The organism is Nocardiopsis sp. iso_40 (assembly GCF_056173285.1).
In genome coordinates, this window is record NZ_CM149666.1 from 3,801,190 (window position 1) to 3,821,000 (window position 19,811).

14 protein-coding genes and 1 pseudogene are annotated in these 19,811 nt (G+C 68.8%); 11 read left to right on the forward strand and 4 right to left on the reverse strand.

The genetic code is table 11. The annotated features are described in order from the left end of the window. Nucleotides 1-103 precede the first annotated feature (103 nt). On the reverse strand, nucleotides 104-1,111 hold the full coding sequence (gene moaA, locus AC0VYD_RS16650; RefSeq protein ID WP_475476440.1) for a GTP 3',8-cyclase MoaA: 1,008 nt from the start codon (nucleotides 1,109-1,111) through the stop codon (nucleotides 104-106). Nucleotides 1,112-1,420: 309 nt separating this feature from the next. Between moaA and AC0VYD_RS16655 the strand changes: the two genes are divergently transcribed. Continuing rightward, complete coding sequence (locus AC0VYD_RS16655; RefSeq protein WP_475476441.1) at nucleotides 1,421-2,242, forward strand: lysophospholipase; 822 nt, start codon at nucleotides 1,421-1,423, stop codon at nucleotides 2,240-2,242. Between the two features lie 6 nt (nucleotides 2,243-2,248). On the opposite strand, the gene yczR is transcribed toward AC0VYD_RS16655, so the two are convergent. Beyond that, nucleotides 2,249-3,709: a MocR-like transcription factor YczR gene (yczR, locus tag AC0VYD_RS16660; protein ID WP_475476442.1), complete on the reverse strand. Its 1,461-nt coding sequence runs from the start codon at nucleotides 3,707-3,709 to the stop codon at nucleotides 2,249-2,251. 171 nt (nucleotides 3,710-3,880) lie between these two features. Here yczR and yczE point away from each other — a divergent pair, with 171 nt between their 5' ends. The 9 genes and pseudogenes from yczE (at nucleotide 3,881) to AC0VYD_RS16705 (ending at nucleotide 17,329) form a co-directional block, all read left to right on the forward strand. After that, nucleotides 3,881-4,570, forward strand: coding sequence for a membrane protein YczE (gene yczE / locus AC0VYD_RS16665; RefSeq protein ID WP_475476443.1), 690 nt, complete (start codon nucleotides 3,881-3,883; stop codon nucleotides 4,568-4,570). Between the two features lie 398 nt (nucleotides 4,571-4,968). Continuing rightward, on the forward strand, nucleotides 4,969-6,774 hold the full coding sequence (locus AC0VYD_RS16670; protein WP_475480286.1) for a glycoside hydrolase family 15 protein: 1,806 nt from the start codon (nucleotides 4,969-4,971) through the stop codon (nucleotides 6,772-6,774). 376 nt (nucleotides 6,775-7,150) lie between these two features. After that, on the forward strand, nucleotides 7,151-7,753 hold the full coding sequence (locus tag AC0VYD_RS16675) for a hypothetical protein (protein ID WP_475476444.1): 603 nt from the start codon (nucleotides 7,151-7,153) through the stop codon (nucleotides 7,751-7,753). A gap of 2 nt (nucleotides 7,754-7,755) precedes the next feature. Next, entirely contained in the window at nucleotides 7,756-8,100 is a 345-nt protein-coding gene (locus AC0VYD_RS16680; RefSeq protein WP_475476445.1) for a hypothetical protein, read from the forward strand. A 223-nt stretch (nucleotides 8,101-8,323) separates the two neighbouring features. Beyond that, nucleotides 8,324-9,082: a hypothetical protein gene (locus AC0VYD_RS16685; protein ID WP_475476446.1), complete on the forward strand. Its 759-nt coding sequence runs from the start codon at nucleotides 8,324-8,326 to the stop codon at nucleotides 9,080-9,082. Between the two features lie 2 nt (nucleotides 9,083-9,084). Further along, nucleotides 9,085-9,612, forward strand: coding sequence for a hypothetical protein (locus AC0VYD_RS16690; protein ID WP_475476447.1), 528 nt, complete (start codon nucleotides 9,085-9,087; stop codon nucleotides 9,610-9,612). Nucleotides 9,613-9,727: 115 nt separating this feature from the next. Then, nucleotides 9,728-10,402 carry a uracil-DNA glycosylase gene (locus AC0VYD_RS16695; RefSeq protein WP_475476448.1) on the forward strand — a complete coding sequence of 225 codons (675 nt, stop codon included), beginning with the start codon at nucleotides 9,728-9,730 and terminating at the stop codon, nucleotides 10,400-10,402. Between the two features lie 147 nt (nucleotides 10,403-10,549). Then, nucleotides 10,550-13,809: pseudogene (locus tag AC0VYD_RS16700) on the forward strand (NACHT domain-containing protein); the annotation flags it as partial. A 205-nt stretch (nucleotides 13,810-14,014) separates the two neighbouring features. Next, nucleotides 14,015-17,329 (forward strand): NACHT domain-containing protein, encoded by a 3,315-nt coding sequence (locus tag AC0VYD_RS16705; protein ID WP_475476449.1) that lies wholly within the window; start codon nucleotides 14,015-14,017, stop codon nucleotides 17,327-17,329. On the opposite strand, the gene AC0VYD_RS16710 is transcribed toward AC0VYD_RS16705, so the two are convergent. Further along, nucleotides 17,307-18,104 (reverse strand): SIR2 family NAD-dependent protein deacylase, encoded by a 798-nt coding sequence (locus tag AC0VYD_RS16710; RefSeq protein WP_475476450.1) that lies wholly within the window; start codon nucleotides 18,102-18,104, stop codon nucleotides 17,307-17,309. The two genes, AC0VYD_RS16705 and AC0VYD_RS16710, sit on opposite strands and share 23 nt — an antisense overlap. A gap of 165 nt (nucleotides 18,105-18,269) precedes the next feature. On the opposite strand from AC0VYD_RS16710, the gene AC0VYD_RS16715 reads away from it, so the two are divergent. Beyond that, on the forward strand, nucleotides 18,270-19,154 hold the full coding sequence (locus AC0VYD_RS16715) for a sulfotransferase family protein (RefSeq protein WP_475476451.1): 885 nt from the start codon (nucleotides 18,270-18,272) through the stop codon (nucleotides 19,152-19,154). A gap of 30 nt (nucleotides 19,155-19,184) precedes the next feature. Here the strand turns inward: AC0VYD_RS16715 and AC0VYD_RS16720 are convergent, their stop codons facing one another. Continuing rightward, a complete protein-coding gene (locus AC0VYD_RS16720) occupies nucleotides 19,185-19,793 on the reverse strand; it encodes a TetR/AcrR family transcriptional regulator (protein ID WP_475476452.1) in 609 nt (202 codons plus the stop codon). Nucleotides 19,794-19,811: the final 18 nt, after the last annotated feature.

A 19,811-nucleotide genomic window follows, 5' to 3' on the forward strand; every position in this document is an offset into this window, starting at 1 on the left:
CCGGACCATCAAGCCAGAGGGAGCGGGAAGGCGGCAACCGGGTTTTCCGTTCCGGGCGGGGCCGCCGGTCCGGGGCGGGTGCGGTTTCCCGGACCGGCCGGTCTCAGCCGCCGATGGCGGACATGGGGCGTGCGGGTTGGAGGAAGCTGGGGTCGTTGATGCCGTGGCCGGGGAGCTTGGCCATGACGGCCTTCTTCCAGCGCTCGGCGATCTCGTCGTCGGTGGCGCCCTCGCGCAGGGGCGTGCGCAGGTCGGATTCCTCGCGGGCGAAGAGACAGTTGCGGATCTGCCCGTCGGCGGTGAGCCGGACCCGGTCGCAGGCCCCGCAGAACGGTCGGGTGACCGAACCGATGACCCCGACGGTGGCGGGTTGGCCGTCGGGGAAGCGCAGGCCCCGGACGTGGAAGAGTTCGGCGGGTGCGCTGCCGCGGGTCCCGGCGTCGGCGTCGTCGAGCGTGAACTCGGTTTCGAGGCGGCCGAGGATCTCGTCCGCGGTGATCATGGTGTCGCGGCGCCAGCCGTGCTGGGCGTCGAGCGGCATCTGTTCGATGAAGCGGAGCTCGTACCCGTGTTCCACGCAGAAGCGGAGGAGGTCGGCGGCCTCGTGGTCGTTGACGTCGCGCATGAGCACGGCGTTGACCTTGACCGGGGTGAGACCGGCGCTCGCGGCGGCCGCCATCCCCTCCAGGACGTCGTCGAGGCGGCGGCGCCGGGCGAGTTTCTCGAACACGACGGGGTCGAGGGTGTCGAGGGAGACGTTGACCCGGTCCAGCCCGGCCTCGGCCAGGGCGGGCGCCGTTCGGGCGAGTCCGATCCCGTTGGTGGTCAGGGCGGTCTGCGGTCGGGGGTCGAGGTCGGTGCTTCCGGCGATGATGCCGGCCAGGCCCCGCCGCAGCAGGGGCTCGCCGCCGGTGAAGCGGACCTCGGTGATACCGAGGCGGGTGGTTCCGATCCGGATCAGGCGGAGGAGTTCGTCGTCGGTGAGCAGCTCCGGTTTGGGGAGCCACTCCAGCCCCTCCGGCGGCATGCAGTACGTGCATCTGAGGTTGCATCGGTCGGTGAGCGACACGCGCAGGTCTGTTGCCACGCGGCCATAGGAGTCGGCCAGCACGGGCGTCACCCTCTCCAGTCTGAATTGCCGAGCAGGCAGTACGCCAAATTGCACCCACCCGAGGGATACCCACTCTTAAGCGTAGAAGATCCACTTTCACGATGAGTAGCCTGCATCACACCTTTTGGTACATTTCGTCAACAGACACGAGAGAACAGGGTCGTACATGGCTTTTGGCCCAAGCCGACGGCACCAATCGTTACCCGGCCGACGTCTGCGCCCGGCCCCGGCCCGTGCCCTAGGGTGACCACTCCGGCGGCGGCCATCCGATCGTCGCAGACGGACACGGGAGCGAGGAGGCAGGACACGGTGATCAGCACACGTGAGTGGGGGCTGGCGGGGGGCCCGGACGGGTCCGGGAAACTGGCCGCGCGGGCCTGGGCGCCCACCGAGGGCGAACCGTCCTGGCTGGCCGTGCTGGTGCACGGCTACGGCGAACACCTGGGCCGCTACGAGCAGGTCGCCGAGGACCTGTGCGCCGCCGGGGCCGTGGTCTACGGCGCCGACCACCGGGGCCACGGCCGCTCCTCCGGGGAACGGGTCCTGATCGAGGACTGCGCGGAGGTCGTCGAGGACGTGCACCGCGTCCTCACCCAGGCCCGCACCGCCTACCGCTCCCTCCCCCTGGTGATGATCGGCCACTCCATGGGGGGCCTGATCGCCACCCGCCACGCCCAGGTCCACCCGGGTTCGGTACAGGCACTGGCCCTGTCCGCCCCGGTCCTGGGCCGGTGGACGGCGTTGGAGGAGATCGCCGCGGCCGAGGAGATCCCCGACGCGCCCATCGACCCCGCGACCCTCTCGCGCGACCCGGCGGTCGGCGAGGCCTACGCGGCCGACGAACTGGTCTGGCACGGCCCCTTCAAGCGCGCCACCGTGAACGCCCTGGCCACCGAGCTGGAGCGGGGCAACGCCGCGGGCAGCCTCGGTTCCCTGCCCCTGCTGTGGGTGCACGGCCACGGGGACCGGCTCGTCCCGGTGTCGGACACCAGGGTCGGCATCGAGGCGGTGGCGGGCGAGGACGTCACCGTGCGGATCTTCCCCGGCGCCCGGCACGAGGTCTTCAACGAGACCAACCGTGACGAGGTGATCGCCGAGGTCGTCCGCTTCGCCGGGCGCCTCGCCCGCTGACCGGACTCACAGGTACAGCTGGCCGCGCGGCTGGGAGGGATGGGCCAGGGTCTCGGCGTAGGCCGCGGCCAGCCGCTCCACCGCGTCGGCCAGCACGTCCGGCGGTCTGGTGTAGGCCAGGCGGAGATAGCGCTCCAGGGTGCCGTCGACGCCGAAGACCGGTCCGGCGGCCGGATGCACCCCGTGCCGGACCGCCGCCTCGGCCAACGAGGTGGCGACCGGCTGCGGCAGGGACGCCCACAGCACCAGACCGCCGCCGGGCACGCTGGGACGCCATCCCGGCAGCCGCTCGCGCAGGGCCGAGAGCAGCGCGTCCCGGTTGCGGCGGAGCTGACGGCTGCGCTCCGCCCGGATGCGCAGCACGTCGGAGAGCAGGTGGGTGGCGGTGAGCTGGTCGTGTACCGACCCGGCCAGGTCGAAGCGCTGGCGAACGGCCATGAGCCGGGTCACCATCGGCGGGGTCGCGCGCACCCAGCCCACCCGCAGCCCGCCCCAGAGCAGCTTCGCCACCGACCCGACGGTCAGCACCCGCCCGTCGGTGTCGTGCACGGCCACCGGACTGGGCAGGTCGCCGGAGTCGATCGCCAGCTCCGCCCCGGACTCGTCGATGATCAGGTGCGTTCCGGCGCGGCGGGCCTCACGGACCAGGATCCGGCGCTCCTCGTCGTCCATCAGCGCCCCGGTCGGGTTCTGGAAGTCCGGGATCATGTAGGCCGCGGCGGGCCTGCGCTGGCGGAAGGAGTCCACCAGGTACTCCATGTCCCAGCCCTGCGGGGTCACCCCGGTGGTGCGGATCCGCGCCCCGTTGCGGCGTGCGGCGTCCAGGCCGTGCGGGTAGGTGGGCGACTCCAGCAGAACCTCGTCGCCCTGCTGGACCAGCAGGTCCATGGCCAGGGTGATGCCCTGTTGCCCGCCGCTGGTGACGAAGATCTGCTCGGGCGCGGTGGGCAGCCCGCGCTCGACGTAACGCCGGGCGATGGCGTGCCGGAGCTCGGGCAGGCCGTACGGGTAGTAGCCGATCCCGCCCACGTGCGCGGCGAGCTGCTCCGAGGCGTGGAAGGAGGCCTCACGGAGCCCGTCGACCGCCGGCGGCGCCGCCACGCCCAGGTCGATCTGCTCGGCGGCGGGGGTGAAGGGCGCGGAGCCCCGGGTGCCGGAGTCGGGCAGGACCGTCCAACTGCCCGCGCCCTGCCTGCTGTCGAGGAAGCTGTTGTCGCGCAGCCAGGCGTAGGCCGCGGTGACGGTGTTGCGGCTGACGCCCAGGGCGGCGGCCAGGTCGCGCTCGGCCGGGAGCCGGGTGTGCGTGGGGACCCTGCCGTCCAGGACGAGTCCGCTCACGGACCGGGCGATCGCGAGGTAGTAGGGGCGTTCGACGGGCGCCTCGCCGATCAGCCGGGCGAGCAGACGGCCGTTGATCCGCCGGGTGCCGCCACCGGTACCGGGGCGGTCGGTGCGCTGCCTCGCCATGGGGTTTCACCTCGTCGGGGGAGAAAACGGGCCAGTTGCTGGGATTGGCTCTTCAATACCGGCACCAACTCAGCCACCATACCGATGTGGCCCCACCGATGGACGGTCACCCGATCACCTGATGAATCAGTTCCGGTGCGGATCCCGCGCGCCCGGAAGAAGAGGTCGTCCTTGTCCGATCAACCCCCGCGCCCCGCCCCCGCCCTGGCCCGAAGGCTGCTGATCACCCCGGTACTGCCCCGCCCCCGGCTGCGCCGCCTCGCCCAGCTCTACCTCGGCCTGTACATGTACGGCCTCAGCGGCGCCCTGCTCATCCGGTCCGACCTCGGCGCGATGCCCTGGGACGTGCTGCACCAGGGGCTCTGGCTGCAGACCGGGCTCTCCATCGGCACCTGGAGCGTGATCGTGGGCGCCCTGCTGATCCTGCTGTGGATCCCGCTGCGCCAGAGGGCCGGGCTGGGCACCCTGAGCAACGTCTTCGTGGTCGGCGTGTCCGTCGACCTGTCCCTGTGGCTGCTCCCCGCGACCGACTCCCTGCCGGTCCGGGTGCTGCTGCTGGCGTCGGGTGTCCTGGTGTGCGCGGTCGCGACCGGGTGCTACATCGGCGTGGGCCTGGGCCCGGGGCCGCGGGACGGGCTGATGACCGGGCTGGCGGCGCGCGGACTCTCGGTCCGTCTGGCCCGCACCCTCATAGAGGTGACCGTGGCCCTGGCCGGATTCCTGCTCGGCGGGACCGTGGGGGTGGGGACGCTGGTGTTCATGGTGGCGATCGGCCCCCTGGCCCAGGTGTTCCTGCCGCTGATGCGTATGCCCGAGGAAGCACCGGAAAACCCCGCTCTGCCGGGTCGTCGGCCATCCTGACATCGTCGGTTGATCACCACGTCATAACTTCTCCCCGACAAAAGACCCCTATTCCCTGACAAACCTCCCCGCACGTTCGGATGCACGTGCACTCTCGGGTAGCCAGAGCCCGGCGAAGCATGGAAGATGGGGACCGCGGTAAACGGCACAGGGCCGGGTTCGGGCGCTTTCCGCCACCGTCCTTTTCGGCTGCCCTCACCTGGGCACATACCAGGTAAAGGCAGTGGCGGGCGGTCTGGGGGAGGCATGACCCGAACGGCGCTCCGACCTGGAGGCGGGTCGGGTGGGAGACCCCGGACGGGACGCGCACACGGGTGTGCGCGCGGCGGCTCGCAAGGAAGCGACGCGACCCGTACCAACGGGGCGACTCGCGCTCCGCGCAGGACCATGACGACGTGTTGGGGGTGAGCCGCGTGCCCGGCTGGATTGAAGACTACGCAATGATCGGCGACATGCAGACCGCCGCGCTGGTCGGACGCGACGGTTCCATCGACTGGGCCTGCCTGCCCGACTTCGACTCCTCCGCCTGCTTCGCCGCCGTCCTGGGTGACGAGCAGAACGGGTGCTGGACCCTGCGTCCCGCCGACGGCGACCCCCGGGCCACCCGGCGCCACTACCGGGGCGAGACCCTCATCCTGGAGCAGGAGTGGGACACCGGGGACGGAACCGTACGGGTCATCGACTTCATGCCGCCCCGTGGCGGGGCCCCGCACATCGTGCGGATCGTGGAGGGGCTGAGCGGCACGGTACGGATGAGCACCACCGTGCGCCTGCGGTTCGACTACGGTCACGTGGTCCCCTGGGTGCACCGCGCCGGGACCGAGCTCGTGGCCATCGCCGGGCCCGACGCGGTCTGGCTGAGCACCCCCGTGGTCCTGCAGGGCCACAACTTCACGCACGACGCCACCTTCACCGTCACCGCGGGCCAGCGCGTGCCCTTCGTGATGACCTGGCACCCCTCCCAGATGGAGGAGTCCGACCACCTCGACGCCGAGAAGGCCCTCTCCCGCACCGAGCGCTTCTGGGAGAAGTGGGTGGACCAGTGCAGCTACGACGGCCCCTACCGGGAGGCCGTCGTGCGCTCCCTCATCACGCTGAAGAGCCTCACCTACCGGCCCACCGGCGGGATCGTGGCCGCCCCGACCACCTCCCTGCCCGAGGAGATCGGCGGGGTCCGCAACTGGGACTACCGGTACTGCTGGCTGCGGGACGCCACCATCACCCTGGAGGCGCTGATCCGCTCCGGGTACACGGACGAGGCGCTGGCCTGGCGTGAGTGGCTGGTGCGCTCCGTCGCCGGTGAACCGCAGCTGATGCAGATCATGTACGGCATCCGGGGCGAGCGCCGCCTCACCGAGTGGGAGGCCGACTGGCTTCCGGGCTACGAGTCCTCGAGCCCGGTCCGGATCGGCAACGCCGCCGTGGGCCAGTACCAGCTCGACGTGTACGGCGAGGTCATGGACGTGCTGCACCTGGCCCGGCGCTCGGGTCTGCGGGGCAGCGACTACCTGTGGGGGCTCCAGCGGACGCTGGTCAACTACCTGGAGTGGTGCTGGGACGAGCCCGACGAGGGCCTGTGGGAGGTGCGCGGCCCCCGCCAGCACTTCGTCCACTCGAAGGTCATGGCGTGGGTGGCCGCCGACCGTGCCGTGCGCAGCATCGAGGAGTTCGGCAAGGAGGGCCCCATCGAACGGTGGCGGTCCCTGCGGGACACCATCCACGCCGAGGTGTGCGAGTACGGTTACGACCCCCAGCGCAACACCTTCACCCAGTACTACGGCAGCAAGGAACTGGACGCCGCCCTGCTGCTCATCCCCGAGGTCGGCTTCCTCCCCTACGACGACCCACGCGTGGTCGGCACCATCGAGGCGGTCCGTGAGGAGCTGATGGTGGACGGCTTCGTGCTGCGCTACCGCACGGACCTGGAGAACTCCGCCGACCAGCTTCCCGGCGACGAGGGCGCTTTCCTGGCGTGCAGCTTCTGGATGGCCAACGCCCTGCTGTCCATCGGCCGCCACGACGAGGCCCGGGAGCTGTTCGAGCGGTTGCTGGCACTGCGCAACGACGTCGGGCTGCTCGCCGAGGAGTGGGATCCCCGGATCGGCCGCCAGGTCGGCAACTTCCCCCAGGCGTTCAGCCACGTGCCCCTGGTGACCACCGCGCTCAACCTGGCCCAGCGCCAGGGCGGCTGGCGCGCCGAGTAGGCGCCCCGAAGCACAACCCTCACGGCGAACACACGGACGCCCCCGCGCCACCGCGCGGGGGCGTCCGCCTTGGGTCGACCCGTAGGTCAACAGGGTGGCCGAATGTGGCCACACTCGGCATTCCTTGAAACATCCGAACCCTGGTAAGAACCTTCCTGGCGCTTCGCCCGTCATACAGAGGTCCCACACACGGCCCGGATTCGATCCGGGTGGACGAGGACGGAGTCCCCCTGAACACGTCGAGCACCGCGGTCGATCCCGGCAGGGCTCTCTCGCCCCGGCAGGCAGAATCACCGCGTTCCCGGCCCCAGGCGCCAGCGAATCACTCCTTCCATCAAGACGCACACCACATCGAAAACCAACGAAAAAGCCCCCTGTGCCAAAAATAGACCTCTCCGCCCTGAAAGACGTCATGTCCGACGCCCGCCTGATGTTCCTCAGCGGGTTCACAATGCTCGGCACAGCAGTCGCCAGTCATTACGGACACAAGTCCGAGGTAGCCAGAGAAAAAAAGTTGGACGCCCAGGCCGAGGCGATCGACGGAACCGCCACAAGACTTGACCAGATCTTGAACAAAATCAGACAACAATACGACACGGCCGCGTCGGAAGCATCCCTGAGAAAGGAAAATTTCTCGGGAGACCTCGACGTCACCACGCAACGGGTCAAGTCGCTCACTGATTTCGCGGACGACGCCGCCAAGCAGGCCGGAGCAGCCCCGGACAGCCAGGTTGAAAAAATCCTCAACCAGACCGAAAAAGCACAGACAAAGATCAACAGCCGCGAGGCAGCCAAAGCAGCCGAGAGAAAACGGAGGGAAGCCCGGGAAGCACAGGACCAGGGACTGGCAAAGATCAAAAACCAGGCAGTCAAGAAGGGGGCCAACTCTCAGATCGGCGCCACGCGCCCAAGGAGAACAAAAGACGGAAGAAACAAACAGGGCCAGGATAATAACAAAACACCAGAAATAGGTGAATAGAATTGTCGTTCGAGTTGATCCTCCTGCTGGCTGCACTGACAGCATCCACAGTGACCATCACTGCCTACGCGATCCACAGGTCAAGAGTCAGAGAATCGGGTGTTGACGCACCCGACGCGAAATATATGGACGACCTTGAAAAAGACGTACAAAGAATATATGAAATGAGTGTCGATGTCACCAGGGCAGACGGGTCGCTGAAGAGCAGAACGAGGGCATTCAAAAGCGCGGTGGAGGAAGAGGGCGAAAAAAGTAGCTCCAACTATGCCCAAAAGACCTTCCTGCAGATCAGGGAGCTCTCCGAGGAAGCCGCGGATCCACACCTCGAAAACAAGGGACGCCGATAACGAAAAGTCATAAAAGCCGCACACAGCCCGACAGGAGCAAGCCATCGGCACGGCAGTAGCACTCATTACCGTAACAACCCTGATCATTGGACTACCCGTAGTCCTACGACTCAGCGTTCGTTACTACAACAAGAAAATATCAAACGACACGAAAGAGGCAGAAAACCAAAAGAGGGAGAGCGAAGCAAAGCAGGACCAGGCGATCGACGGAGCAGTCAAAAGCTTGACCGAGATCCAGGAGGCTCAAAACTTTCTCACCACGAAAATTATCCAAAACGCGGTCGGAGAACTTGAGACCGTCAACCAGCACCTGGAGAAACTCGAGGACAGCCAGGAAAAAATAGACCTTGCAATCAAAGGCAAGGTAGATAAGTACAAACCCCTCGTCGCCGCCGGAAACCTGAAGGCGAGGGAAAACGGAATTTACGAAATCATCGCCCTCCCCGGACTGAACGAATCACAGGAGGAGTCGGCAAGGTTTCACATCGAAAAGGACAACAGGTTTCTGGACAAAGCCCACAGGAGAAAAAAGCAAATAGAGCCAATCAGGCACGAGCTCGAACTGAAGAAGGGTAAACTCGAAAAAATCACCCAAAGCAGCGAAGGAGAACTCCTTGAACAGTACGACCTACCCCGGGAAGAACTTCAGAAAGTACTCCTGGAAATCGACAAGACCTTCGGCGGAAAAACCGAGGCAACACCGGAGGCGCACAGTCGAAGTCAGACCCGGGAACTTCACCCGGACAAGACCGGGCTTGCTCCTGCCGCAGCCCCCGAAGGAGCAGTGAGCAAATATCCGGACAAGAAAAATGGTCTGCGGAGGAGGCCTGCGGAAGGAACACCAGGCATCGATGGACCCCCCTTCAGTGCCGAACGCGAAGCCGTGCGAGCGTCTGCGGTGAGAACACTGGTTGCACTCGCAAGAAAATCCCGTAGTTCGACTCCTCAAACGGAAACGAACACCAAGGAAATTGGAGGCTAGTCGTGTTCTCTGAAGCCACGGTGACTGTAGTTCTGATTCTGCTCTCCGTTCCGATCTACCTGGCTCTGAGTTGGGTACACGGTGACTCCCGGAGGCGTTCCATCCATGCCACTGACAGACTGGTGTCCATCGGGCTGGTCCGAGAGCAGAAGGAACGGGAGCTGGAGATCGCCCGTGATTCCTTCAATAAACGACTGACAGCTGTCCGGAACTGCGAGAAACTCATCTACGGACGCATACCCGGCAGTGATCACCCGGAGCAGCTCAGGGTTGTTGCCAGCGCCTCGAAGACCGGGAAATACCTTGGCGACTTCCTGGAGTACTCCAAGGGGGTGGAGCAGCAGGCCGAGGAGAAGCAGGCGGAACTGGAGCGGAGTCTGGGGGAGAAGCGAGAGCGTATCCAGGCCCTGAACCGTCGGTTCCGTGTGGTCGACCGGATCCTCACCGTCTCGGCGGCGGTCGTGCGCGTCTGTCTGGTCATCGCTGTCCTGTACGCCCTCACGAGCCTCCTGTTCGGACCCTTCGGGTGACCGGTACGGAAGGCGACACGCCCCGCCCGCACACGGGAGGCGCGGCCTGCGCTCCCATGAGGCGAACACCGCCGAACGGCTGTGGCTGTCACTGTCTGGCGCTAGTGTTCTGGCCATGCCGAACAGGGACCTGAACGAGATCATGGACAGCGGCTGGGCGAAGGCGTTGGAACCGGTCGCCCCGCAGATCGCCGCTATGGGCGACTTCCTCCGCAAGGAGGTCGCCGAAGGGCGCACCTACCTGCCAGCGGGCGAGAACGTGCTGCGCGCCTTCCAGCAGCCCTTCGACGAGGTGCGTGTGCTCATCGTGGGTCAGGACCCCTACCCGACCCCCGGCAACGCGGTCGGGCTGAGCTTCTCGGTGGCACCGGACGTGCGCCTGCCCGCCAGCCTGCGCAACATCTACAAGGAGATGGTCGACGACCTGGGCGTCCCGATGCCCCCCAACGGTGATCTCACACCGTGGACGAAGCAGGGCGTCCTGCTGCTCAACAGGGTGCTGACGGTGGCACCGGGCAGCTCCGGCTCGCACCGGGGCAAGGGCTGGGAGACCGTCACCGAGCAGGCCATCCGGGCGCTGTCCGAACGTGACAAGCCCCTCGTGGCGATCCTTTGGGGCCGCGACGCCCGCAACCTGCGGCCGCTGATGCCGGGTGTCCCGTGTGTGGAGTCCGCGCACCCGAGCCCGCTCTCGGCCCGCAACGGCTTCTTCGGTTCCAGGCCCTTCAGCAGGACCAACGAGCTGTTGACCGAACAGGGCGCCGAACCGGTGAACTGGCAGCTGTCCTAGGGCGTCACACACCACGCCCCTCCCGCAGGACTCCCCCGTATTCGCAAAACCCCTTCTGACGTGCGGACTCGGTACCTCCCCCGGTACCGGGTCCGACCGCGTTCCCGCCCCTGTCAGCCCCCCGGACGTGGAAGAGGCCCCGGCCCGATGGCGAAACGGCTCAGCTACAGCGACGCTTTGAAGACGCTCGGCAAGAACGACTCGGAGGTGCTGGACCTCGCGGAGAAGGTGGCCGACGGCGGTCTGGGGCTGGTGGGCGTGCCGGACCTGTTCGGGGTACGCGGTGCCCTGGTGAGCAGGGGGCGCAGGGCTCTGGAAGGGCTCGGCGGCAGGCTGCGGGGGGAGAGCAGGCTGGCCCGGACGGAGAGGGTCGAGGCCGCGTACAGGGTCCTGGTGGTCACGACCTTCTTCGAGGCGGTCGAGGAGGCCCTGCGGGAGCTGGGAGCGCCCTTCGAGTTGAAGGACCTGGAGATCACCGCCGAGGAACAGTTCTCCGTCTTCGCGAAGCAGCTGGACGCCGTCGACTACATGTCCCCCGCCGACAGGGTGAACGCTTCCGCGAAGGCCCTGGGCAAGAACGACGAGGACGTCTTCTCCGCCCTGACCGACGCCTTCGTGGAGTTCACCTGGGGCTGGAGGTGGCGGAGCGGCACGGGCTGACCCCGCAGAGGCACCCGGTCCTCGGCAAGCTCCACGACCTCGTCCCCCTGCTCGCCCGTCAGGGGCTCGACGAGGCCCTGCTGCGGCTCGCCGCGGAGGCGCCCGAGTTCGGACTGTGGCTGCACGTACAGGAACACGCCAAAACCCGTCGGGAGATCGGGACCGGGCTGAACGGGCTGCACAGGGAGCTCTCGGCCCTCGGTTCGGGCCGCGCCGCCACCCGCCGCAGGCAGGAGCTCACCGCCGCCTACCGGGCGGTCCTGAGCCGCCCGGTACTGCGCTCGGACGACGCCCCGGCGGGGCTCACCCTGCCGCCGCTGCGCGACGCCTACATCCCTCCCCGCGGCCGGATCTCGCAGGTGACCACGAGCGGGGACGCCCCCTCCCGCGACGAGTGGTGGGAGCAGAGGACGGTCCAGGACGACCTCCAGCCGTTCGTGGCCGCCCTGCTCACCCACCCCTCGGCCACCGAGCGGCCCGTGGTGGTCCTCGGACATCCCGGAGCGGGCAAGTCCAAGTTCACCGAGATGCTCGCCGCCCAGCTGCCGCCGGAGGACTTCCTGCCCGTGCGGGTGGAGCTGCGGGCGGTCAGCCCGAACGCTCCCCTGCACGTCCAGATCGAGGAGGGCCTCGCCGCGGACCTGCACACCTCGGTCTCCTGGCGGGAGCTGTCCGACGACGCCGACGGCGCCCTGCCGGTGATCGTCCTGGACGGGTTCGACGAACTCCTCCAGGCCACCGGGGTGGACCGCTCCGACTACCTGGAACGGGTCCAGGAGTTCCAGGAGAAGCAGGAGAACATGGGCCGACCGGTGGCGGTGGTCGTCACCAGCCGGACCCTGGTGGCCGACCGGACCCGCTTCCCCACCGGAACCACCGTCATCCGGCTGGAGCCCTTCGACGACGGCCAGATCGAGCAGATGCTCCAGGTGTGGAACCGGGCCAACGCCGACGCCCTGAGTTCTTCCGGGCTGAGCCCGGTCACCGCGAACGTCGTCCTGCGCTACCGCGAGCTGGCCGAACAGCCCCTGCTGCTGCTCATGCTGCTCATCTACGACGCTCACGGCAACGCCCTGGTCAGAGCCTCGGAGACGCTCTCCCACGGACAGCTCTACGAACGCCTGCTGCGGATGTTCGCCCGGCGGGAGGTGGACAAGCACCACCCCGGCCTGGGCGGCCGGGACCTGGAGCGGGCGGTCGAGGACGAGCTGCGCCGACTGGAGGTGGCCGCGACGGCGATGTTCGTCCGGGGCCGGCAGAGCGTGCGCGCCGAGGAACTGGACCAGGACCTGGCCGCGCTGATGCCCGAGGCCGCCCGGGTCCCGGACGACGCCGACCTGCACGGGCGGATCGCCCCGGCCCACCAGGTGCTGGGCCGGTTCTTCTTCGTGCACGAGGCGCGGTCCAGGAGCACCGACGGCACCAACAGCGCCTTCGAGTTCCTGCACGCCACCTTCGGCGAGTACCTGGTCGCCCGCATGGTGGTCGCGGTTCTGGAGGAGCTGGCCGAGGACCGCGCCCGGGCCGCCCGGCGCCGGAGCAGGGCCGCGCACCTGGACGACGGCGAACTGTACGCTCTGGCCTCCTTCGCCGTCTACGGGGACCGCGACAAGGTGGTGGCCTTCCTCGACGAACTCCTGGGCCGCATCCTGGCGCGGGACCCGGGCCTGCGCCAGGAACTGCGCGCACTGCTGCTGGAGCTCTTCCAGGAGGCGCCCTTCCCCGCGCCCAACCGCTCCTTCGCCGAGTACGAACCCGTCCGGCTCCCGGTCACCATGCGGGAGGGCCACTACACCGCGAACCTGGTGATCCTTCTGGTACTGCTCAGTGAGGACCCCGTTCCGCTGGAGGAGCTCTACCCCTCCGACACTGCGGACCCCTGGCAGGCATGGCGGCGGACGGTGTCGCTGTGGCGGGCCCTGACCTCCTCCCAGTGGTTCGGGCTGATGGACACCGTGCGCCTGCGCCACCTGGGGTACTGGGAGGCGGAGAACCCGGTCACCGTCCTGGAACGTGAGCGGGGCGAGCCCTTCAACCTCGGGGAGTGCGTGGGTTTCGAGCTGCGCGCGGACGTGGAGGGCAGTACCGCGAACCTCAACCCCTACGAGGTGACGGTCCCCTCGGGGACGGTGACCTCACGGCTGCTCAGGTCCATCGCGATGCGCGCCAACGGGACCGCCTCCCGGCTGGCCCTGGTCCTGACCCCCTATCTGCGGTACGTCTCCGAGGACCTGGGGACCTGGTACTCGGATTCCGGCGACGGCAGGAGCTGGGTCGAGGCCCACGAGGTGCTCCGACTGCGGTTGGAGCCGGTCGACCAGCTCAGCGACGCGCAACTGCTCCAGCGCCTCGGCAGCTACGCACGCCTGTTGGACACCGCCGTGCTGGGCAGGATCGAACTGCTCACCCTGCGGCAGGCTGCGGAGGACCTGAGACTGTGGCCGACTCAGCTGAACGGAAGAACGCTCCTGGAGAAACAGCTGACGAGTTTCCTCAACGGTTGCAAGGAGGTCGTCGGTGGTTCCCAGGTACCGCACGAATCCGTGCGCGCTCTACTGGAGCAGCTACGCCCTCACATCGAGCACTGGGACCGTTCCCTGCTCTCCCGCTGGGAGTCCCGGGGCCTCCTCCAAAGGTCCGAGCCCGCTTCGGCCTACGACCAGTCCGGTTCCTTCAGCTCCTCGGGCCCTTTCCGGGCGGGAAGACTTCCCGAGTCCCCCCACGGCTCCGCCGGCCCCCTGAGCTGACGCATCACCGGGGTTGTCCACAGTTCCCGGAACCCCCTTCTGTACCTTTCCCGTCACATTTAGTGTGGGGAGTGAGCAGGAGCCCGTGCGAGGCCTGCCTCCCCGGCCTCCCGCATCCGCCCGCCGAACTCCCCCACACGCCCCTGGTGGAGCACCGCCCGAAGAGCACCCGGAACCGAACTCATACGGAAGGGCCACCCCCTCGATGGCGAAGCAGCTCAGCTACGCGAACGCGCTGAAGAGACTCGGCGGGCAAGACCGGCCGTTGCTGGACCTCGCGGAGAAACTGACCAACGAGGGGATGGACGCGGCCGGGGTGCCCGGGCTCTTCGGGCTCCGGGAGTTCGTGGTCGGTCACGGCCGCAGGGGCCTGGAGAACCTGGGGGACAAACTCCGGGGCACCAGCAGTCTCTCCCGGATGCAGCGGATCGAGGCGGCGCACAGGCTCCTGCTCGTCGTCTCCTTCTTCGAGCCGTTGGACGCCTGCCTGTCCGATGCCGGGGTACGTCTGCGCTCGGCGGACCTCGAACTGACCGCGGACGAACAGGAGGGGCTCCTGGAGCGCGCGCTGCGGGCGGAGCCCGTCTACGCCCCCGCGGGGGACTTCGTGTGGGACCGGGAGAACCTCTTCGACCGGGCCGGAGCGGTTTTCGCGACCGATTCCGAGATGCTGCTCCAACTGGTCCAGGGCCTGGCGGCGACCGAGCGCGCCGGGATCGACGCCGGACACGGCGGCAGGCTGGCCACGGCACTGAGGGAGGACCTTCCCCGGCGGGCCCTGGCCGCCTACCGCGACCACTACCTGGAGCTGTGCACCGAGGCCCCCGAGTTCGGGATGTGGGCGCAGTTGCGCGAGCACGAGAGGACCCGCAGGCAGATCCAGCAGGTGGGTGACGCCTTCGCCGGACTGCACGAGAGGCTGTCCCGGATCGGCTCGGGCAGAGCGGTGGGCGCGCTGCGGGGCCAGCTGGCCCGCAAGTACCAGGCGCTGTTGAACAAGCCGGTGCTCCCGGTGGAGGACGTGCTCCCCGAGGACCTGCCCGCCGGGATGGCCATCCCGTCCCTGAGCGACTGCTACGTGCCGCCGAGCGCCCGGGTGGCCCGGGTCTCCCAGGGGGACGCCCCCTCCGCCAGGGAGTGGTGGCAGGGGCACGAACTCCTCCCCGACCTGCAACGGTTCCTGGCCGCCCGGCTCACCCACCCGGACATGACCAGGTACCCGACCGTGCTCCTGGGCGAACCGGGGGCGGGCAAGTCCAAGCTCACCGAGGTCCTGGCCGCGCAACTGCCTGCGGAGGACTTCCTGGCGGTCCGGGTGGAGTTGCGCTCGGTCAGCGCGGACGCCGCCGTACACACCCAGATCGAGGAGGGGCTCGAACACGACCTGCTCACCGGGGTCCGCTGGACCGAGCTGCTGGCCGAGGCCGAGGGCGCCCTGCCGGTGATCATCCTGGACGGTTTCGACGAACTCCTCCAGGCGGCCGGGGTCGAGCGGTACAACTACCTGGAGCAGATCCGGGACTTCCAGGCCCATCAGGAGGACATGGGGCAGCCGGTGGCGGTGGTCGTCACCAGCCGCACGCTCAGCGCCAGCCGGGTCCGCTTCCCCGAGCACAGTACGGTGATCCGGCTGGAACCGTTCGGTGAGGGACAGATCGAGCGGGTGCGGCGGGTCTGGAACCACGCGAACCGGGAACTGTTCCGCTCCCCCGGACGCCAGCCGCTGAGCCTGGACCGGCTGACGGCCTACCCGGAGCTGAGCAGACAGCCCCTGCTGTTGCTGCTGTTGCTGGTCTACGACGCGCAGGACAACGACCTGCGGCAGGCCCCGGACTCACTGTCCCTGGGAGAGCTGTACGAGCGGCTGCTGACCACCTTCGTCCGCCGACAGGTCCGAAAACACCGTGACGCCCTCGCGGAGAGGGACCTGCGGCGGGAGGTCCAGGGCGAGCTGCGCCGTCTGGAGGCGACGGCGCTGGCGATGTTCACCCGTCAGCGGCAGAGCGTGGGTTCGGCGGAGCTGGGCGAGGACCTCAAGGCGCTCAAGCTGGACGGCCCCCGACCACAGGCGGAGACCAGCACCAGCCTCCCGATCAAGGCGGCCGACCTGCTGCTGGGCCGCTTCTTCTTCGTACACGTGTCCCGGGCCAACACCGGCGGGCCCGGCCAGGCCCCCCTCAGCGCGTACGAGTTCCTGCACACCACCTTCAGCGAGTACCTGGTGGCCCGGATGGTCCACCGGGCGCTGCGTGCCATGGTCAACGAGCGTGTGCGCCACGAGGAGGAGGACTCCTGGGGTGAACCGCCCAACGACGGCTTCCTGTACGCCACCTCCTCCTTCGCCTGTTACTCGGATCGGGAGCGGACCGTCGACTTCCTCCGGGAGCGGATCGGGAAGGACATCGGCGGGGACGAGGGGCGGCGCGCGCACTACTGTGCACTGCTGGTCGAACTCTTCCGGCAGGCCCCCTACCCGTCCCCCGACCGCCTGCACTCCGCCTACCAGCCCCGGCGGCTCCCCCTGACCAGCAGGCAGGCGCTCTACACGGCCAACCTGGCGGTCCTGTTCCTGATCGCGCGGGGCGAGCCGGTGGACATCCGTGAGCTCTTCGCCGACCCCGACGGAGAACCGCACGCCCTGCACCGGTGGCGTTCGGTCGCCGCCCTGTGGCGCGCCCTGCCCCCGGCCGACTGGTTCACCGTCCTGGACACCCTGAGGTTGCGTCACCTCAGGAGCGGGGAAAGCCGTCTGGAGTTGGAGGACCGCTCCCCCGTCAACGTCGGCGAAAGCATCAGGTTCGAGCTGCCGGATCCCGCACACACGAGCGCGCACGGCCCCGTTCCGGCGGACGACGCCTACCCGCACACCGTGGCCTACAACAGGTCCATCGGCCAGATGCTGCGCTCCACGGCGCTGCGGATCAACGGCACCGCGGCCCGAATGACCCTGGATCTGCTTCCCTACCTCGACCTGGACACGGACAACCTGGGCGCGTGGAACGGTTACTCGAACAGCGACGAGACGTGGTCGCTCACACACGAGCTCCTCCTGCTGCGCCTGTCCCCGGCCACGGCTGGGTCAGCGCACCGCAGACTGCACGCCTACCGCAGAGTTCTGGGCAGCGCGATCGACGCGTCCAGCCAGTTGGCCCTCAAACAGGCGGAGGAGGATCTGCGGAATCCGCGGACGGACGACGCCTACCGGTCGAACCTGCGCCACCTGCTGGGCGAACACCTGAACGACATGGTCCGGCGGGGGCACCTCCGCCCCCACGACGACGAGACGAAACTGTTCCTCGACCAGGTTTCCTCGTATCTGCGACCGGGCGCGGTCGAACAGGTGCTGGCCGGGCTCGAGGCCTCGGAGGACGCACCGGCCCCCGAGGAGACTCTCGCCACGGGTCAGCTCACGGGATCGGAGAACAGCGTGGTGGACCTCAGACCCTTCGTGGACGAAGCGCACCAGGACCCCTGGTCCGCCCTCCGCGAGAACCCGCCTAACCCGCCAGAGCCCTTTTGACCAGGGCCGGGACGACGTCACCGATGGGGTCGTGCAGGACCGCGCCGGCGTAGTCGTCGTAGGGGGTGGGTTCGGCGTTGACGATGAGCAGCGACGCCCGCGCCATCATGGCGACGTCGCACAGTCCGGCCACCGGGTGAACGGTCAGGGAGGTGCCCACCGCCATGAAGACGTCGCACTCGCGGGCGGCCTGCGCGGCCCGTTCGATGACCTCGGGGTCGAGGCGCTGGCCGAAGGAGATGGTGTCGGACTTCTGGATCCCCCCGCACTGCGCGCAGCGCGGGTCGGACTCGTCGTCGAGGCGGGCGAGCACCGCGGCGCTGGGGGTGCGCAGACCGCAGGCCATGCACATGACCCGGAGCATGGTGCCGTGCACCTCGACGACCTCGTCGTCGGGGACTCCGGCGCGCTGGTGCAGGCCGTCGATGTTCTGGGTGATGAGCGCGTGCAGGCGCCCCGAGGAGGCCAGGTCGGCCAGGGCCTGGTGGGCGGCGTTGGGTTCGGCCTCCCAGACCTGGTGGGCGCGGCGGGCCAGCCAGGTCTGGCGGCGCACGTCCACGTCGCCCATGTAGGTGTCGATGTCCGACATCGCCTGGGCGTTGGGGTCGGTGGTCCACAGCCCCTGGGGGCCGCGGAAGTCCGGGATTCCGGAGTCGGTGGACACTCCGGCACCGGTCAGGACGGTGATGCGTCGGGCGGACGCCAGCAGCTCGGCAGCCTGTTCGTACCCCTCCGGGTCGGCGAACGGCGCGGTGTCGTCGGTCATCGAGGCCATACCCCATTCTTACAGCGAGTTTGCGCGACTTTCCCAGGGCTTGGTCCGCCGTGACCGTCTCCGGGCTCTTCTTGGCCTTAACCTCGGTGAACGCGTGGGGCACGCGGGTGTAAGACCCGGCCGATGCACACGAGAAGGGCAAAGGGTGCAAAAATCGACACAATCATGAAGCAGCCGTCCTACATCCTCGTGGTCAACGGGACCAAGGTCCAGCGCCCCGTCTTCGTCCTGGGCGCACCCCATTCCGGGGTTCCGGTGATCGCCCGCGCCCTCTCCCGCGCCCCCGGTTTCCACCTGGGCGCGGGCTCGTCCGGGGTGCTCAACGCCGTCTACGCCGTGGCCCGACGCCCCTCTCTGGCGTTGGAGAAGGTCTCGGGGACCGCGAGTCTGCTGCGCGAGGCCTACGCCGAGGCATGGCAGCTCACTCCCCTGACCTGTCCCAGGTGCCCGGGCCCCGGCGCCCGTGTCCCCGCCAACACCGCCGCCGAGCCGTGCGAGCACAGCGCCGAGGCGCGCCGCTACGGTGACGCCAGCGCCGACCTCCTCTACTCCGCGAGCGCCCTGCACGCGGCCTTCCCCGACGCGCTGTTCGTCCAGATCATCCGGGACGGCCGTGACGTGGTCGCGGACATGATGGAGGACGAACGGTCGCTGGCCTGGCTCAAGCCCAGCTTCATGAAGCTGGAGCACGAGTTCCCCAACCACTTCTTCGGGCTGGAGGAGGAGTCGGACCTGACCGACTTCACCGACGGCTCGACCGCGACCAAGTGCGCCATGCGCTGGCGGGGGGCGGTGCGCATGTCCGCGCGGCTGCGCCGGGAGATCGGTCCGGAGCAGCTGCTGACCCTGCGCTACGAGGACGTCCACGGCGGGGAGGTCGAGACCGCCGAACGGCTCATGGAGTTCACCGGGGCCCGGGTCTCGGCCAGCGCGCTGCTGACGGAGCGCTCGTGGGGTGTGGGCTCGTGGCGGGAGCGGTTGGACCGCGGGGACCACGGTGACGTGCACGGGGTGGCCCGCAACGAACTCTCCCGCCTGGGCTACCTGTAGGGACCGCGGCCCCCGCCCCTGCTACGTCCCCTACGTCCCCTCGGGGACTCCGTGCGCGGTGAGCAGGGTGTCCGCGGCGGTGCGCGCGGTACGCGCGGCGTCGGTGACGCCGGTGACGTTGCGGGCCACCACGGCGCCCTCGTGCAGCATGGTGAGGGCGTCGGCCAGTGTTTCCGGGTCGGTGGCCCCCGCCTCCCGGGCGAGGTCGGTGTACAGGCCGCGCAGCCACCTCTTCTGTTCCTCGGCCACGGCCCGACCGGGGTGCTCGGGGTCGGAGAGTTCGGCGTAGGCGTTGACCATGGCGCAGCCGCGCGGGTTCTCGGCGCCCATCCAGGCGTCCAGGGCGTCGAAGGTCGCGCCGATCCGGGCCCGCGGCGCGGTCTCCGGAGCCAGGCGGGCGTCGAGGAAGTCCCGCCAGCGGGCGTCGCGGGCCCGTAGGTAGGCGACGACCAGTTGCTGTTTGGAGCCGAACCGGTCGTAGACGGTCTTCTTGGTCACCCCGGCCCGTTCGGCGACCAGCTCCATGCCCACGGTGTTGATGCCCCGGGTGTAGAAGAGGTCGGTGGCCACGTCCAGGACGCGGCGGGCGGCGGGGGTGAGCGGCCGTTCGGCGGTGGTGCCGCGCGGGGCGGTGCCCATGGTGTGCTCCTACGGTTC

Excerpts from the sequence above, each read along its gene's own strand:
- yczR (WP_475476442.1), bottom strand. The coding sequence starts at position 3,709 with ATGGCGAGGCAGCGCACCGACCGCCCCGGTACCGGTGGCGGCACCCGG.
- AC0VYD_RS16695 (WP_475476448.1), top strand. The coding sequence starts at position 9,728 with ATGCCGAACAGGGACCTGAACGAGATCATGGACAGCGGCTGGGCGAAG.
- AC0VYD_RS16705 (WP_475476449.1), top strand. The coding sequence starts at position 14,015 with ATGGCGAAGCAGCTCAGCTACGCGAACGCGCTGAAGAGACTCGGCGGG.
- AC0VYD_RS16710 (WP_475476450.1), bottom strand. The coding sequence starts at position 18,104 with ATGGCCTCGATGACCGACGACACCGCGCCGTTCGCCGACCCGGAGGGG.
- AC0VYD_RS16715 (WP_475476451.1), top strand. The coding sequence starts at position 18,270 with ATGAAGCAGCCGTCCTACATCCTCGTGGTCAACGGGACCAAGGTCCAG.
- AC0VYD_RS16720 (WP_475476452.1), bottom strand. The coding sequence starts at position 19,793 with ATGGGCACCGCCCCGCGCGGCACCACCGCCGAACGGCCGCTCACCCCC.